The 16,786-nt window shown below is 41.4% G+C and carries 10 protein-coding genes; 4 read left to right on the top strand and 6 right to left on the bottom strand.

The annotated features are described in order from the left end of the window. Window positions 1–1,189: 1,189 nt before the first annotated feature. The 4 genes from LX64_RS07170 (at window position 1,190) to LX64_RS07185 (ending at window position 5,765) form a co-directional block, all read left to right on the top strand. Window positions 1,190–3,592 carry a TonB-dependent receptor gene (locus LX64_RS07170; protein ID WP_245952575.1) on the top strand — a complete coding sequence of 801 codons (2,403 nt, stop codon included), beginning with the start codon at window positions 1,190–1,192 and terminating at the stop codon, window positions 3,590–3,592. Window positions 3,593–3,773: 181 nt separating this feature from the next. Then, a complete protein-coding gene (locus LX64_RS07175; RefSeq protein ID WP_148707230.1) occupies window positions 3,774–4,253 on the top strand; it encodes a hypothetical protein in 480 nt (159 codons plus the stop codon). A 9-nt stretch (window positions 4,254–4,262) separates the two neighbouring features. Further along, entirely contained in the window at window positions 4,263–4,772 is a 510-nt protein-coding gene (locus tag LX64_RS07180; protein ID WP_111596921.1) for a hypothetical protein, read from the top strand. A 630-nt stretch (window positions 4,773–5,402) separates the two neighbouring features. Then, entirely contained in the window at window positions 5,403–5,765 is a 363-nt protein-coding gene (locus LX64_RS07185; RefSeq protein ID WP_111596922.1) for a hypothetical protein, read from the top strand. 90 nt (window positions 5,766–5,855) lie between these two features. Here LX64_RS07185 and LX64_RS07190 read toward each other — a convergent pair whose 3' ends face one another. From LX64_RS07190 to LX64_RS07220, 6 genes are all read right to left on the bottom strand, one after another. Continuing rightward, window positions 5,856–6,395: an SRPBCC family protein gene (locus tag LX64_RS07190; RefSeq protein ID WP_111596923.1), complete on the bottom strand. Its 540-nt coding sequence runs from the start codon at window positions 6,393–6,395 to the stop codon at window positions 5,856–5,858. A gap of 518 nt (window positions 6,396–6,913) precedes the next feature. Further along, the gene (locus LX64_RS07195) at window positions 6,914–7,969 is read right to left on the bottom strand and encodes a SusE domain-containing protein (RefSeq protein ID WP_111596924.1); all 1,056 of its coding nucleotides are present in this window, start codon (window positions 7,967–7,969) and stop codon (window positions 6,914–6,916) included. 30 nt (window positions 7,970–7,999) lie between these two features. Beyond that, complete coding sequence (locus LX64_RS07200) at window positions 8,000–9,580, bottom strand: RagB/SusD family nutrient uptake outer membrane protein (RefSeq protein ID WP_111596925.1); 1,581 nt, start codon at window positions 9,578–9,580, stop codon at window positions 8,000–8,002. Window positions 9,581–9,597: 17 nt separating this feature from the next. Beyond that, window positions 9,598–12,570, bottom strand: a complete 2,973-nt coding sequence (locus LX64_RS07205; RefSeq protein ID WP_111596926.1) for a SusC/RagA family TonB-linked outer membrane protein — start codon at window positions 12,568–12,570, stop codon at window positions 9,598–9,600. A gap of 279 nt (window positions 12,571–12,849) precedes the next feature. Continuing rightward, entirely contained in the window at window positions 12,850–14,760 is a 1,911-nt protein-coding gene (locus LX64_RS07215) for a helix-turn-helix domain-containing protein (RefSeq protein WP_111596928.1), read from the bottom strand. 51 nt (window positions 14,761–14,811) lie between these two features. Further along, on the bottom strand, window positions 14,812–16,665 hold the full coding sequence (locus LX64_RS07220; protein WP_111596929.1) for an alpha-amylase family glycosyl hydrolase: 1,854 nt from the start codon (window positions 16,663–16,665) through the stop codon (window positions 14,812–14,814). Window positions 16,666–16,786: the final 121 nt, after the last annotated feature.

Consider the following 16,786-nt stretch of genomic DNA (forward strand, 5'->3'; position numbering starts at 1 on the left):
GAATGGAAGATATAATTGAGGCTTACGCGGGTGGATCGACGAACTAAATACCACTTTTCATACTACATGCTCGGCACGTATACGGCGAAAACTAGTTATACCTTTGAAATTTTAAAGTGGAAAAACAAATAAACACAAATAGTAAGTAGTCATTTCTAGATTCTGGCAATAATTCATAACGTGAAAATGTTCCTACTTCTCGTTGTCAACAAGTACTTATGGTCAACTTTTCATTTCTACACAAACTGCCGCCATAAGTAAGTATCCAACTAAATCGAAATAAATTTAGTGTTTACTTTTTATAAATCCTAATATCAGTTTTGTTTTTTTGATGAATAATCAATGAATCACCTCTTTTATTGTAATTCATCGTACCAGTTTACTTCAGTCCTACCGTGTGCTTGGTTGTGGAATAACCAAGGATTAATTTTTTCATAACGATTACTCGTCTTTCATAACGTTTGTTCGCAAGATATACTGCTGGGAATTACTATTTCTCACACGTTAGATGTAAATGAGGCATACGCATTTTTGGTTGATATGCTAATTATTGACATACTAATTTATCTCTATCACTTCCTTTTCTATCTTCGATTGCAGCTGGTTCAGTATACACTAAATACCCCCTCGCTCAGTTTACTTTTGGTGTATATTTAGTATGCATTTGGCTTACTAAACGTCGCTACTTAATGTTCAATTTACACATTATATATATACAGTGCAAGTTTTTTGTTAAAAAAAACTAAAAATTTTTTAACACCCGCCATGGTCGCGCCTTATCACTATACGAATCGGTTGCAATGATAGGATAATCCGGCGATTTTCCAAGGTTTTGTATGTAAAAGTTATCCAGTATATATATACTAAATGTGCAAATCTTAATACTAAAATGACTTTTCACCCTTCAAACGCCCCTACACCATATTATATATATGTTACCCTCCCTGTAGTGGTAATTCCTCTCAACGCCGCCCAATCCCTTTTCCCATAAAGCCGGGTTTATATATAAGTTCATCTTACTACATCGGCTATAAATAGCTACCATCTTATATTCTCTTATTCAATGCTCACAACCGGAAACAGACTTTTCCTTATTGCGTAAATAGTTTTCCCGATTGGATATGGTCAACTAAGTATACTATATGACCTTTGCGCCAGCAAATTATTCGTTAGGAAATATTTAGAAATCATGAAGATGAAAGGATTAATCCGTTACATAGGCTGCATACTGGCGGTGTTAGTAAGCTTTAATATAGCTTCAGCAACAGAAATAGAAAATGGTGGCATCGTAAAAGGTATCATCAAAACCTCCGATAACAAACCGGCTCCCGGTGTACCCGTTCAGCTACAAGGCACAAAAAAATACGCCATCTCCGACGATCAGGGTGAATTCATTATCCGTAACGTCAATCCCGGCACTTATACAATAGAAGTAGCGCTCACCGGTTACCAAACCACTACACAATCTGTAATAGTAGAAAAAGACAAAACCAGCAACGTTTCTCTTCAATTAACACTTTCTGAAAGAAACTTATCAGAAGTGGAAGTAGTAGCGGCCCGTAATAAATTCGCTAAAACGGCCTCCGATTATGTGGCGAAATTACCGTTGAAAAACATTGAGAATCCGCAAGTGTATACCAGCATTTCAGCGGAGTTGATGAAAGAACAAGTTGTATCAAATTATGATGATGCCCTCAAAAATACGGCCGGCTTAGCGCAATTGTGGACTTCTACCGGTCGTGGTACCGATGGTGCCGGCTATTTCAGCTTACGTGGCTTTGCTGTTCAACCTACCTTGGTGAATGGCCTACCAGGCTTAACCAATGGCAATATTGATGTTGCTAATATCGATCGTATCGAGGTAGTAAAAGGACCGAGTGGTACCCTTTTTGGCAGCTCTGTTATTTCTTATGGTGGATTAATTAATACTGTTACTAAACAGCCTTATGACGGCTTTGGTGGCGAAGTAAGTTATACGGGGGGCAGCTTTGGCTTAAACCGTGTTACGGCCGACTTCAATACGCCTTTAGATAAAAATAATAAAGTATTATTCCGCGTAAATGCTGCCTATCATAACCAAAATAGCTGGCAGGATGCAGGCTTCCGCAAAAGCACGTACTTAGCACCATCATTAACGTATAAAGCTACTGATCGATTAACCTTGAGTTTAAATGCCGAGTTTTTCAAAAATGAGCAAACAAACCCAGCTATGTTGTTCTTCGATCGTCGTCACAAATTGCGTACTACGAATATTGATGAGTTAGGCTACAACCCCAAACTATCGTATACTTCGAACGACTTATCCATTAAAACACCTACAACGAGAATACAAGCACAAGCTTTATATAAAATCAACGACCAGTGGACTTCACAAACTGTTGTATCTCGTAGTACAGCGAACACCTTAGGCTATTATAGCTATTTAACTGAATCTGCAACACGAATTTTATCCTATGCACCGGGTATGACATCTTTCGATCGTTATATCACCCACCAAGATGCCACTACCAACACCACTGATATTCAACAGAACTTCATCGGTGATTTCAACATTGGCAAATTCCGTAACAGGGTTGTTGTTGGATTAGACTACTTTGCACGTAACGGCATTTCAGGTAATACGGGTTATGTAGCCAATGGATATGTTACACCAGTATCAGATAGTACTAATAACTCCAGGCAACACGCCGATATGTTGTTAGCCAACAGTCCAATCACGAATTCGAACTTATTACAAGAAACCTATAGCGCTTACATCTCCGACGTATTCAATATCTTGCCTAATTTATCCGCAATGGCGAGTGTACGTGTAGATCATTTCAAAAATGGCGGCGAAACGGCTTCTAAAGAGGATAAATACAGTCAAACTGCGGTATCGCCTAAATTTGGTTTAGTATACCAACCGGTACAAGGCGTATTATCGATCTTTGCTAACTACATGAACGGTTTCTCTAACGTAGCACCGATCGTATTACCTAATGGCTCTGTTCAAACATTCAAACCGGAACAAGCAAACCAAATGGAAGCAGGTGTGAAAGTGAATGCCTTAAATGGTAAATTAACAGGTAGCCTTAGCTATTATGATATTAAAGTGAAGAACACGGTATTAGCCGGTGCAACTATAAATGATTACACACAAGGTGCCAAACGTTATTCAAAAGGTATTGAAGGTGAAATCGTTGCTAACCCAATTGAAGGTTTAAACATTGTTGCCGGTTATGCTTATAACGATTCTAAACTAACAAAAGGCGGTGCCGATTACGAAAATCGTCGCCCAGAAGAAGCAGGGCCAGCTAATTTGGCTAACCTATGGGCTTCTTACCGTATCAGCCACGGTGCTTTGAAAGGATTCGGTGTCGGTTTCGGTGGCAACTATGCCAGCGAAAACAAAATCTTAAATAGGCTAACCACCGGCGTATTCACTTTGCCTAGTTATACAGTTTTCAACGGTTCTATTTTCTATAACACGAAAAAATTCGGTATCACAGCAAAATTGAATAACATCGGTAATAAATACTATTATACAGGATGGTCTACCATCGAAGCGCAAATGCCACGTAGTTTCTCTGCTATGGTGAGCTATAAATTCTAATTTACTTGTTCATGATTGATATAATCCCGGTTACGCACGTAACCGGGATTTTCTTTTTTTATTCCCCTGCGGTGCCACCGCATAAGCACGCCCTACTTTCGCATCACCTAATTACTCCAACCCGTGTAACCTGCATACACGCCCTCCCGGGCTATTATTCATTTTTTAATTTCATTTCATTATGAAACGATTGACCCTTTTGTCGTTATTGACAATGGTAGCCATTGTTGTAGCTACTGTTATCCACCTCCATGCGCAGGACACCAAGCGCGAGCAAACCATCATCATTTCACCGGAATCTGTGTCGTTCATTCACAAGAACCATTTCGCCCTCTTAAAACCAAGTGGCGATGGCGTTACGTCTTACACCATTCCAGTGGTAGACCATGGCCCTGTTGATCCCGTTTTAGATCCCATCATTTGCGATGGTATGACGGCCAGCCAATTGTACGACGATATGATTGCCAAATGGCAAGCCTACAAACTAACCGCGGAATATGCCGCTAAACTGGCCGTAGCCAACGCTACTTGCCAAGTTCAATTGGTTTGTATCGGTAACTGCGGTATGGCGGGCACATTCTTCATCGAGCCTACCCGGCTAGCTTGTAGGTTCAACTGGGTACAGGCCGTAAAAGCAAATGACAAATTCACTGTTCTTTAACCCCTTTCAATGATCACGATTATGAAACGTTTCACATTATTAGCTATCTTCTCTGCATTAGCAGTTATCGCCATTACTATTGGTATTCAACACAATGCCACAGGCACCGACACTAAACGCGAAAAAACAGGTGTGGTTACTGCTGAAGTCATCCCTTTCTTACTGAAGAATGGGTATGCACAGTTAAAACCTACCGCCGATCCAATGGTATTAATGATGGTAGTACCTATCGACGATAATGGTCCTGTTGGTCCTCAACCAGAACCTATTATTTGTGATGGTATGACATGGAAACAATTGGAAGCAGATATTTTCGCACAATCAGATGCATACAAATTATCAGCTGCTTATCAACAACAATTAGCGGTGGCCAATGCAACTTGTATTGAACAGAACTACTGCATTGCTAATTGCGCGATGGCTTATACTTTTATTATTAAGCCTACTAGGCTTAAATGTAATTTCAACTGGGTAGGTACCCTTAAACCTGGTGATAAGTATACTTTAGTATTCCCTTAATCACGCTGTTTATTTATATGATAAAACCACCCTTCTTATTTAGAGAGGGTGGTTTTATTTTTATATTAGCAGAAGAACGACAGGCTGACAGGTTGTCAAAAATATTCATACCTGCATAAAAGGAGCAGCACCAATAGCCATCATTTTAAGCTGGTATACAACATGCTTCCCGGCATTCATTTTACCCTATTCTTAGCCTCTTTTTTTCACCCAAATACTGTTTCCTAAGCAACATTCTCATCACTAGTAGGAAGTCAAGAAAACAGGCTTATTTTCAAAAACCCGGCAAACACTTCACTGGACTATATTTGAGGCCAAAATATTATTGTTTTTAGACTTAAACCCAACACTACAAAGCTTTCTAGCGAAAAATATATATCCCCTATATATCAAAATATATCTTTTATCAATGCCAGCTTAGATTACAAGCGAAAATATACTTCGCATATATATGTCCTATATATGGAACAAGCTGCAAACCCTTTAAAATATATTACAACATACATTGGAGAATATTAGAGAACAATACCAGTCACCGTTTCAGAACATGCATTAAAAACATGATATTACAGGCAGAAACATACACTAAGTGTCAATATGTCGTAGCAAAAATCGTAGTATCTTAGCCCTATGTTACAAGATCCAGCTGTTCAAAATTTTATTGCTCGTAAGAGCGAAACCAGTATTGCTTTATTGCAACATTTCTTAGCTGTATTTAACGAGCAAGGCCCCGTTACTGTACGTGCTACGAAAACCATGTTAGCCGTAGATCATAATGGAAGAACCGTAGCATGGATCACACAATTAGGTAAAGTATTCTTGCATGTTGTGTTTCCATTTAAAAATGCATATCCCGATCAATTGTGTTTTATTAAAATTACACCGCTACCTGGTCAAAAACAGTACAACCATAATTTCCGCATGTTCTATCATGATGACGTAAACGATGAAATTATTTACTTCATGAACAAGAGCTTCGATAAAACCACTTGATCTCCAATAACATGATTCCTTTTGATAAAAGAAAAACCGCACTGCTGTTGCAAGGCGGTTTTATAATTTTATATGGAATAACATTATCTATTACTTCGATTCCAATTGTTGTTTTAATAAGCCCAAACTCTCCCCTATCGGTGTACCTAGTCCTTTTTCCATGTTCACAACCAATAATATTAAGTTCATGGGATACGCCATTTTACTTTGCATTTTCCAACTTACGGTAGTTTGATTATTCCCACTCGGAACAGTGGTAAAGTAAGCCTGCCCTACCCCGCTAAAAGGACGAATAAATCGTAACTCCGTTTCAATTTCTTTGTTTTCTACCAAACGCTTGATTTCTTGATCACCTTCACCGGCTTCCTTATTGCCACTCCAATGGTATACAAACCCCACTTCACCATCTGTTCCTGTGAAAGAAGATTGCATGTTCGGATCTTTCATGGTGAATTTATTATACTGCGTTTGATTCTTTAAATGTTTTAAGTAGTCATACACCTCGTTTACCGGTTTATTAATCGTAACGGTACGCTCTACCGCGTATTCTTTTTTCGTAAAAAGGGCTATGATTAATGCTAGTACAATAATACCAGCAAGCACGCCTAGGATAATGAAGATCGTTTTCATAAAATGTAGTTTTAATTGACAATTCAAAATTACAATTCGCCAGTACAACCGTTGCTGTGTGTTTACGACATTCTATTATGTTGTTTGCGACAAATTCCGTTCGTTGGTGCGGGCATTCTGTTTGGGTTATATCCCATTGTGTTACTTTCTTTGCTTCTCCAAAGAAAGTAACCAAAGAAAGGAGGACAAACGGCGAAAGACTGCGTCGCCGTTTGATCGGGATGTTGATGGGGCTTTGGTGCTACTGTGGTGAAGGGCGTTGGGTTCTTTGTGGTGCCTGTTGTGTTGGGGTTGGGTTTGTTATTGGGGTTGGGGTTGTTGGTACTGGGGTTGGGTTTGTTGTTACTGGGGGGATGATTGTTTTTTGGAGGATAGGGGGTTGGGAAGAAGGGGGGAAGATAGTATTATACTATTCGTTGAATTATTAGTGTGTGTTATTAAAAAGAGGGTGTTTCTTGCGAAACACCCTCTGGGGGTAAAATCCACGTACGTAATGCAGCGCTCTGCGTTTCGTTGCACTACAATTTCTTGATCGTGTACTGGTAGTTACCTGGATTGGTAAGGTTCAGTGTGATTTCGTATGTGCCGGCAGCATCCAATTTAATGTTGGCGCCGTTGTAGTTTAAGAATGGATCGGCGGGTTTATCGTCGCCGAAGTTGAGATCGTAGGCGTCGTTTGCACGGAATTTGAATTCGCCTGGTACCATGTCCAAGGTAATTTTCCATGTTTTAGAGGCTACGTCGTAAGTCATGTCTTTATCAACATCCCAAGAGCCGGTAGCGTTACCGATGATGCCCCAGTTCGCTTTTATGGCTTTCCATGTGCCAGGATCGTTGGTGTGATCGGCGGTGATATAGTAGTTGCCGGCACCATTGATTTCCATGTTGTCTCTTAATGATGTACCAAAATTACCGGTGTTACCTGCAGTGAATGTACCACCCATATCACCATCCCATTTACGACCAGGGGTGAATTTGAACAAGGTGCTTGCATCCGGTAAGTATACGTAACCTTCATAGAATTTTGGTTTCGTAGTGTTGATGGCTGCTAAGTTTGGTGCTGTTTCTGGGTTCCAACCTTGGTGGCTACCCGGCATGTAAATAGATGGGTAATCGATTAAGTCGAGGTATGGTGTAACGGTTACTGTTAATACATTGGAGTAAGCGGGTTTGTAAGTGTCGCTTAAGTAGGCTTTTACGCGTACTTCTACTTCACCGGCAACACCTGGATCTAATCCCAAACCATTCGCGAAGGAGTTGAATTCCGATACGGTGAAGCTTTTCGTTAACGTATCGGCGGAAGATGATTTTGCATCGGCAAAATTGGTTCCTTTCTTCGCTACTTCAACACTATATAACACCACACCATTAAACCCAAAAGAGGACGCATTCCAATTAAAGGTAATTGCTTGCGCATCGGGTGTAGCTTTATCTAATACCAAGGTGGTTTTATTACTCGCTAAGGTAGGCGATGTACCATCACCGGCTACGGTACGCACTTCATCCTTTTTGCACGACATAAACGCCATGCTGCCTAGGCAAATGAGTAAAATATATTGAGAAATCTGTTTCATGTATGCAAATATTTTAGCGTCAAGATTCGATTAATAACCATCGTTTTGTTTCAACGATGGGTTAGCTGTTAAGTCGGTTGATGGAATAGGGTATATTTTACGGTATGCCTCTACCCCTCTACCATCTTTTACGCCGCCTTTCCAAGGCCATAAGTATGTGCTGCTGGTGAATTTATCGTAGCGAATTAAATCCGTTCTACGGAAGCCTTCCCAATACAACTCTCTTCCTCTTTCATCTAAAACATATTGTAAATCGTAGCTGCTGATATTACCGCTTGTATTACCATAAGCGCGTTGGCGCAAGTTGTTTAAGTAAACCAATGCTTGTGCTTCTGTACCCGTAGTACCACCACGTTTCACGCCTTCTGCATAAATCAAATACATTTCTGCTAAGCGGAACAATGGGAAGTCAACACTAGAGCCATCACCTCTTGGAGAAGGTATTACCGCACCGGCAGTAGTTACGTTTCTGAACTTTGTAATTTTCTTACCTTGTTTGAAATCCGCTACGTTCGTAATCTCTGCATCATCACCGTAGAACATGGCACGTTTATCTGCTACATTGGTAAATAAATCCGGCAAATTTTTCGTTGCACGGTTACCACCCCAACCGCCATTCGGTACACCAAATGAAGCGGGGTTCATATCGGCGTTAATTGCAGCATTAATTAAGAAGGTAGTACCACCGTTATTCTGTGTTTTTGTACCATCGTAGTTGATGCTTAATATTACTTCCGGGTTGTTCAAGTTGTTATCTCCTAAGAACAAGTTCTTATAGGTTGGATGCAAGGTGTAACCTCCATCAATAGCAGCTTTCGCGTAGGTAACAGCATCGGCATAACGGCCTTTACCTGCACCCAAGTACACTTCCGCGTTCAAATACAAACGTGCAAGCAATGCATCAACTGCTGCTTTATCGGCACGACCGTATTCATTCTGCCTAGCACCAATCATTTCCGGTTCAATTTCTTTCAATTCCTTCTCTATATAAGCGAACAAATCGGCACGTTTAATCTGTGGAGGAATGTATTTACCGATTGGATCGTTTTCAGTTACAAATGGTGGGTTACCGAATAAATCGAGTAGTACCCAGTATTGAAAAGCTCTTAAAAAGCGCGCTTCCACACGGTATTTCTTAATGTCTTCCGCATCTTTTCCAGAGATACCACGACCCGCTACTTTCGCATCCGATGATTCACGGATTAATTCGTTGGCCACTGTAATTTGGTATAAACTACGGTTATACAAACCGGCTAATAATACGTTAGAGCTCGTCCAGTTAAGGTTATGGAAGTCGGGAATACCTGGATCATTCCATACGCAATGTGCTTCCTCGGTAGACAGTTCCTGCGCATTCCAAAACAAGCGAAGGAAATCGCCTTGTCCTGGATCGAGACCCGCTAAATCGGATTGGTTAATACCGTCGTTACCGGGAGTAGCATAGCTACCGTATACTTTGGCGAGCACGCTTTTATAACCTGCTACGTCTTTATATGTTACTTCAGAAGTAATGGAGTTTGTAGGCATCCTGTCCAAATCCTTCGTACAAGAAGCCATTCCAACTGCCATCAGTCCTACAAAACCTGCTATTTTTAAGAAATTCTTTTTCATGTCGTACGTGGTTTTAATTAAAAGTCAAGATTTACACCCAACACATAAGTTCTTGATCTTGGATATAAGTTATAATCGATACCGCCATTCACCTCTGGGTCTAAGCCTTTGTATTTCGTTACTACGAATACGTTTTGGCAAGTAGCGTTTACGCGTAAGTTTACTTTATCGCGCCAAATTCTACCGGCGTTATAACTTAAGTTCAAATTATCCATGCGTAAGAATGATGCATTTTGTACGTAGTAATCCGACTGGTATTGGTTGTTGTAGAAGTTCGACTCGAATACGTCTTTCGTACTGTTGGCGATGATGTTTTGTGGGTTCAAAATGTTTCTACGTACAGCGAAGTTCGATGCTACGTTGTTGTACATGTAGTTACCCAAGTTCGCACGCAATACAGTCGATATCGTCCATTTGTCGTAAGAGAATTGTGTATTGAAACCCATCATCACTTTCGCAAATGGCGATTTGTAGCGGTACATATCTTTTTGGTTGATCACACCGTCTTTATTCAAATCTTCATACACACCTTCGATGGGTTTACCATTCTTATCATACACTTGTTTGTACACGAAGTAAGAGAAGGTATTATACCCTACGCTATGAATTTGAATGGTTTGACCCGTACCGCCTGTAATACCACCAGTTAAGTTACCAATGAAGCTAGGATCGGTAACAGCCGTAAGGTTGGTAATTTTATTATCGTTGTATGTGAGGTTGAAGCCTACATCCCAAGTCATTTTACCTGTACGAACCGGTGTAGCACCTAAGCTTAACTCGATACCTTTGTTTTCGATATTACCAACGTTCGTTAAGATTTGGTTCGAGAAGTTAGAACCTACTGGAATTGGAACGGTGTTTAAGAGGTTTTTGGTTTTCTTAAAGTACACATCTACCGAACCACGTAAGCGATCGTTTAAGAAACCGAAATCGATACCTGCGTTATACGTAGCTGTTTCTTCCCATTTAATGTTCGCATCGTATGCTGCCGGGGCCGACATGGTTACGAATTGATCACCGATTTGATATAAAGAAGCATTAGATGATAAAGAGTAAATCGGCAAGTACGAGTAGTTGGCGATACCATCTTGGTTACCCGTTACACCGTAGCTTAAACGCAATTTCAAATCAGATAATGTCTTAGCATCTTTGAAAATATTCTCCCTGTTTGCTCTCCATGTTAAAGCCGCTGATGGGAACACGCCCCAACGGTTATTTTTAGAGAACCTGGAAGAACCATCCGTTCTCAAAGATGCCGCTAAAATGTACTTATCATTCAACGTATAAATCAAACGACCATAGTAAGAAATCAAGGTATTCTGCGGAATATCGTATGGGAATTTAGGAACAGAACCTGCGATAGTATCTTTATTAGCACTGTATGAAGGGAAGTTATAAATCTTCGTTTTATTATCGTAGTAACCGTAACCTGCCGTTACGTTGATGTTACTTTTGATAGATTTAATATCCTTCACATAGTTTAAGTATGCTTCACCTACACGGTTAAACATACGTTGCAAGTATTGGTTGTTTTGTCCTTTTGTAGCTACAGCTTGACCGGCGTTTGCAGGTACATACGTGGTACCCCAACCTTTCGTAGCATCCATACCTAAGTTTACATTCAAACGCAATCCAGGTAAGAAATGGAATTTGTAATCGAACTCGATATTACCGAAAGTACGGTCAGATTTACCGTTGTTGTCTTGCATGCGAATTAAACCAACCGGGTTACGTGGTGCGTTCGGGTTGATGGTTACTACGCCCGTTGCAGGATCTGTAGTAGCCCACTCGAAATAACCACCAAACGGGCTGCTCGAATCTCTAACAGGTTGTGTAGGATCGAATTGCACCGCGTTGATGATAGCGCCTTGGTTGGCATAATGTGCTCTTGTTGCCGCTGTTTTCAAGTTTACGTTCACTTTTAAGTGATCGTCGAAGAAGCGAGGGCTTAAATTGATTGAACCGGAAGCACGTTGCAATTTATCGGTGATCAAAATACCTTGTTGGTTTAAGTAACCTACCGATACGCGGTAAGGCATATTTTTTACAGCACCAGTGATGCTGAGGTTGTTATCGTTGGTAATGGCATCTCTATAGATCTCGTCTTGCCAATCGGTATTAGCAGTTCCCAGTAATGCTTTTTGAGCCGGGGTGCCTAAAGAATCGACATATTGACGAATTTCTGCTGCCGACAAAGTTTGTACACGGCGGGCGATTTTCGATAAAGACACGTTCGAGTTGAAATTGATTGTTGGGCGACCGCTTTTACCTTTTTTAGTGGTGATTAAGATAACACCATTTGATGCGCGCGAACCGTAGATAGCAGTAGCAGAGGCATCTTTTAAAACGGTAAAAGATTCGATATCGTTCGGGTTAATGAGGCTCAATGGGTTAGGTGCACCAGAAATAGTACCACCACTCAAAGGCACCCCGTCGATAACGATGAGGGGGTCGTTGCTGGCATTGAGGGAGGAACCACCGCGGATACGGATAGTGCTACCTACGCCGGGCTGACCACTATTAGAAGTAATAGAAACACCCGCTACTTTACCGATAATCAGCTGTTCGGGGGTTTGAATACTACCAGGTTGGAAATCTTTTGAAGAAATAGAGGTGATGGACCCTGTAAGATCTTTCTTCTTAGCGGTACCATAACCAATCACAACTGCCTCCGAGAGGTCGCGTGCCGCATCGGCCAACTTAACGTTGATGACTTTATTGGCACCAACGGTAATTTCTTGGGATACTTTACCCAAGAAGCTAAATACCAAGATGGATTCGGGCGTCACATTTTGAATGGTGTACTGCCCTTCTGCATCGGTTTGCGCTCCCCTCAATGTGCCCTTAATTTGCACACTCACACCCGGTAATGCAATACCGGCATTCGCATCAGTCACTTTCCCTGATACCGTCACCTGGCCATATACTGAGAAGCTACCCAGTAATAAAGCTACAGTGCATAGGAAAAGTTGATGGTAAAACTTTTTCATAACGTTCGGATTTGAAAAAATAAAAATGTCAGTTTACGTGGTCCCCAGTTATTCGCTACCTGGATAAATGGGATAAATTTTCGTTTAGCATGAAAATCATTGATGGCAAATATACCCTTCCACTGCGCTCGTAACGCCCCACTTTCTACGCCATTCGATTTTTGTTTAAAACGAAAGACTTTTGTTGTAACCAATTGAATTTAAAATATTTACATTCTCTTATAAGCGAACCACTTTATAATGTGGCACATATTTCCGGGGCTACCTTTCCCGGAAATTTTACTCTTCTTTCATCATTGTTTCACTGTAGTATTCCCGGGGAGTTTGCCCGGTTATTTTTTTAAAGGATCTATTAAAAGCAGTTTTAGAATTGAACCCTACATCGTAGGCAATGCTTAATAATGTGTGGTTTTTAAAACGGGGGTTATCTACCCGCTTTTTGAACTCTTCTACCCGGAACCCGTTCACGAAATCGAAGAAATTCTTTCCAAAGCCATCGTTCAACACTTTCGACAGGGTATGCACCGGCATTTGGATTTTTTGGGCCAGCTCGTTCAGGCTGAGGCGTGGGTTGGTGAATAGCTTGCTTTTGTGCATGAAGCCTTCCACCGCTTCCATGAGTTGTTGTATACTTTCGTTCTCGCTTTCCCCGGCCGGGGCAACGAGCGTAATGGGTTCTTCCGTTTCTATCTTCAACTCCACTACTTCTTTTTCTAAAGGTGCCGGGTCGAACATGGAGAAGTTCTTCTGCGGCGACACTTTAAATATCTCGGGCTGGTGAATGGCGTAGTACCCTACGAAGTAGGTAATCGTAGAAAATACTAACCAAATCATGTCTACACTTCTTTCCACCACCAACCAAACGTGTAAATTGAACATATAGCCAGCGCCTAAAGCGATGAACATAAACAGCCACATGCCCAAACACACTGCTTGTATAACATGAACAGTGTTGAGATAATTTAGGTTTTGTTCGTACGAAAAATTCGTCATGAACTGCGCTTTGTAAAAGCGCAAGGTGGCCCTAAATAAAAACCAATAATATATATTCCATGCCAATCCCAATAAGCCGGAACCTAAGAACACGCCCATTAACAGCGGGTCTTGGTTCATCATATCCAATTGTAAAGCCCTATCACTCAACAAAAAGAACGGTAAATACACCGCCACTTGTAAAATGGAAGGAATGAAATGGTATACTTGCCGCTTATTGCGCGGGGTATGGTTGAATAATAATTTTTGCAGATAGATGTAAAACAACGGTGCATACAAGAAGATTGCAAAATCCGGTATCAGCAATATTTTCGTGAACGCTTCTGCTGCTGGGCGATAGCTCCCTATTACCCGCAAGAAAATCATGCATGATACAAATGCAATCGTAATCACCAACCAGCGATTACCTGCGCGGTTATAATCTTGAATGGTAGGAATAGCAATAATTAGCAGCAAGCCTTGGAAGGCCGAAAGCAACAACAACAAATCGTACAATGAGTAGAAGTTGAAAGTTGCCGCGAGATCTTCCCAGCCATCGATGTTCACTTCGATATTTGTTGCACCTTTACCTTCGTTGTGTTTTACTTCCCGGTTAGGCAAAGCCTTGCCACTACTGCGCCCTTCTACCGATTCCCAGTTACCGCGGGTAAACTTGTACTTAATGGCATTCAAGCTGGTGAAAATGCTAACGCGCCAGGTGCCGTCTTCGTGGTGTTGTAGTTTGTATAATGGATTACCGGGTTCCCAATCGTTGAAATTGCCCGTGATGTATAACGCGGCATCGTGTGGTGTACTTTTAGGAATACTGCGCACGATGAAAGTGTAGATGAGTTTGTTTTCCCAGCCTGCAATATTGACTTGTATGTTGTGCGGGTCTGCGAAAGTAGCAGCGTTGTATACGCGGTTAGGGATATTCCCCCCGATATCGTCGCCCTCTGCTAAGGCCCAATTCCCGTTGGTGACTTTATATTCGAAACGTTCGGGCGGATGGGGTATATCGAGGTAATAATGCCCGCTTGCATCGAGTTTGAAAGCGTAATTGGGGTCGTTGGGACTCCAGCCATTAAAATCGGTTGCAAGAAACAAGGGTTTATTGGGAACCGGCATTGGCACCGTGTTTACAATTGTAATGCGCACTTGTGCCGCGCAACAATATGTAACGAGTAACAATAAAAAAGCATGAATGTATTTCAACATGCGATGTTTAATTTTGCTGCAATCAATACCGGTTCGCCGTTAAACCGGCTATTACTTTTCTAATTCCAGCACCCACATGGTCATACCTGGAATTTGTCTATCACTATCAATATTTATCTTTTCATTCGTAAGCACATTGCGTGCTGTTTTGAAGCCGCCGATTCTATCTACGTAGCGTGCAAATTCAACCGGGCGGGCATTCTTGTTTGTGTTCATCACACACATTACAGTTTGTTGATCGTCGTACCTAAAGTATACGTACAATCCTTCTTTCGGCACGTACTGCATTAGCTTGCCTGTTTGTAAAGCAGTAGCGCGCAAGCGGAACTGGCCTAATTGCTTTACCATGGTTTGCATGGATAATTGGTCATCCGTTAAACCTTTACCGGTAAACGCATTCACGGTATCACCTGCCCACCCGCCTGGAAAATCCAATCGTACCCAGCCATCTGGATTGGTTTCGCCTTTCATAAGGATTTCGGAGCCATAATAAAGCTGCGGAATACCTCTATAAGTCAATAACCATTGATAGGCGATTTTTTGTTTCGCCACATCTCCTTTCACCGTTGAAAAGAAACGGTTATAATCGTGATTATCTAAGAATAGTACGTTCCTTGTTGGGTCTTTGTACAAGAAATCGTTACTTAATGTTGCATATAACTGGTTAACACCTGTGTTCCATCCAAAGTCTTGAGTAAGCGCAGGAATAATACCTGAGAACAACAGTTGGAAATCTACTACTCCTTGCAAGTTACTTTTAAATGCTGTTTGAATGTTGTTTTGCGCGAAAAATGCTTGGTTGGCGGTGCCATTCACCCAGGCTTCACCATACAAGGTGATATTGGGGAATTCTGCTTCCAAGGCCGCATTACAATCATTGCTGAACGGCAAGTCATTATAAATATAAGTATCAATTCTAATACCATCTACACCAAATTTTTCCACGTACCAAATAGCGTGTTGTATAATGTAGTTGGCCACGAATGGATTTTTTTGGTTCCAGTCTGGCATCTCGGGTACAAACCAACCATCACTCATCAGCTTGGTATCGGATGGTGCGGCATAGGGATCAAACAGGGTTTGATCTTTCGCGTTGGTTTTGGTGAAAGTGGGCCATTGGTTTAACCAATCTTTTGAAGGAATATCTTTTACTAAGAAGTTATACGAGCCCATGTGGTTGTATACGGCATCTTGAATTAGCTTCATACCGCGCTTGTGCAACTCGTCGCTCAATTGGCGGTACATTTTTTCGCCACCGTAGCGGGCATCTACTTTATAGTGATTTGTAATGGCGTAGCCGTGTTCGGTGCGGTTAGGCATGTCGTTTTCGAGTACGGGGGTAGTCCATAAAGCGGTGACACCTAATGATTGTAAATAATCTAAGTGATTGATAATACCTTGGAAATCGCCACCATGTCGATCGTAGATTTCTTGCCTATTGAGGGATTGATCGCGTAGGCCGGGCACTTTATCGTTACTTGGATCGCCATTACTAAAGCGGTCGGGCATGAGGAAGTAGATTACATCTTTCGATGTAACCCCTACGGCATGGGTTTGGCCTGGTTTACCTACCCGTGCTTCTAATGGCCATTGTAGTGTATATGTTTTTTTCTTGTATTGATATTTAATGGGAACGAGGCCTGGTTGTGCATTATCGGCAATCGTAATATCCACCGCTAAATAGCGGTTATTTTCAAAGGTATGTGTGCCATTGAGCGTTACACCGGGGTATTGAACAGTTACTTGTGCATTCACAGCATCGAACTGATCCCCGCGCAATAACAATTGCACTTGTTTCTTTTTCATACCAACCCACCAATTGCTGGGATAAATTTGCACTTGCTGTGCAGCTAACGGCAAATAGCATAGGAGCGCCGCCAGCACAATAGTCACCCGATTGAACATAACCTGGAATTAATGAATATACGTTGTGAAGGGCAAGTTAAATAATCATGTTTGCCTATCCTTCTTGCTTATCTTGAAAGCTATGAAAACGGTGCAGATTGCACTTTTATGTAAATTCATG

This window comes from Chitinophaga skermanii (assembly GCF_003259335.1).
Lineage (GTDB): Bacteria > Bacteroidota > Bacteroidia > Chitinophagales > Chitinophagaceae > Chitinophaga > Chitinophaga skermanii.

Excerpts from the sequence above, each read along its gene's own strand:
- LX64_RS07170 (WP_245952575.1), top strand. The coding sequence starts at position 1,190 with ATGAAGATGAAAGGATTAATCCGTTACATAGGCTGCATACTGGCGGTG.
- LX64_RS07175 (WP_148707230.1), top strand. The coding sequence starts at position 3,774 with ATGAAACGATTGACCCTTTTGTCGTTATTGACAATGGTAGCCATTGTT.
- LX64_RS07180 (WP_111596921.1), top strand. The coding sequence starts at position 4,263 with ATGATCACGATTATGAAACGTTTCACATTATTAGCTATCTTCTCTGCA.
- LX64_RS07185 (WP_111596922.1), top strand. The coding sequence starts at position 5,403 with ATGTTACAAGATCCAGCTGTTCAAAATTTTATTGCTCGTAAGAGCGAA.
- LX64_RS07190 (WP_111596923.1), bottom strand. The coding sequence starts at position 6,395 with ATGAAAACGATCTTCATTATCCTAGGCGTGCTTGCTGGTATTATTGTA.
- LX64_RS07195 (WP_111596924.1), bottom strand. The coding sequence starts at position 7,969 with ATGAAACAGATTTCTCAATATATTTTACTCATTTGCCTAGGCAGCATG.
- LX64_RS07200 (WP_111596925.1), bottom strand. The coding sequence starts at position 9,580 with ATGAAAAAGAATTTCTTAAAAATAGCAGGTTTTGTAGGACTGATGGCA.
- LX64_RS07205 (WP_111596926.1), bottom strand. The coding sequence starts at position 12,570 with ATGAAAAAGTTTTACCATCAACTTTTCCTATGCACTGTAGCTTTATTA.
- LX64_RS07215 (WP_111596928.1), bottom strand. The coding sequence starts at position 14,760 with ATGTTGAAATACATTCATGCTTTTTTATTGTTACTCGTTACATATTGT.
- LX64_RS07220 (WP_111596929.1), bottom strand. The coding sequence starts at position 16,665 with ATGTTCAATCGGGTGACTATTGTGCTGGCGGCGCTCCTATGCTATTTG.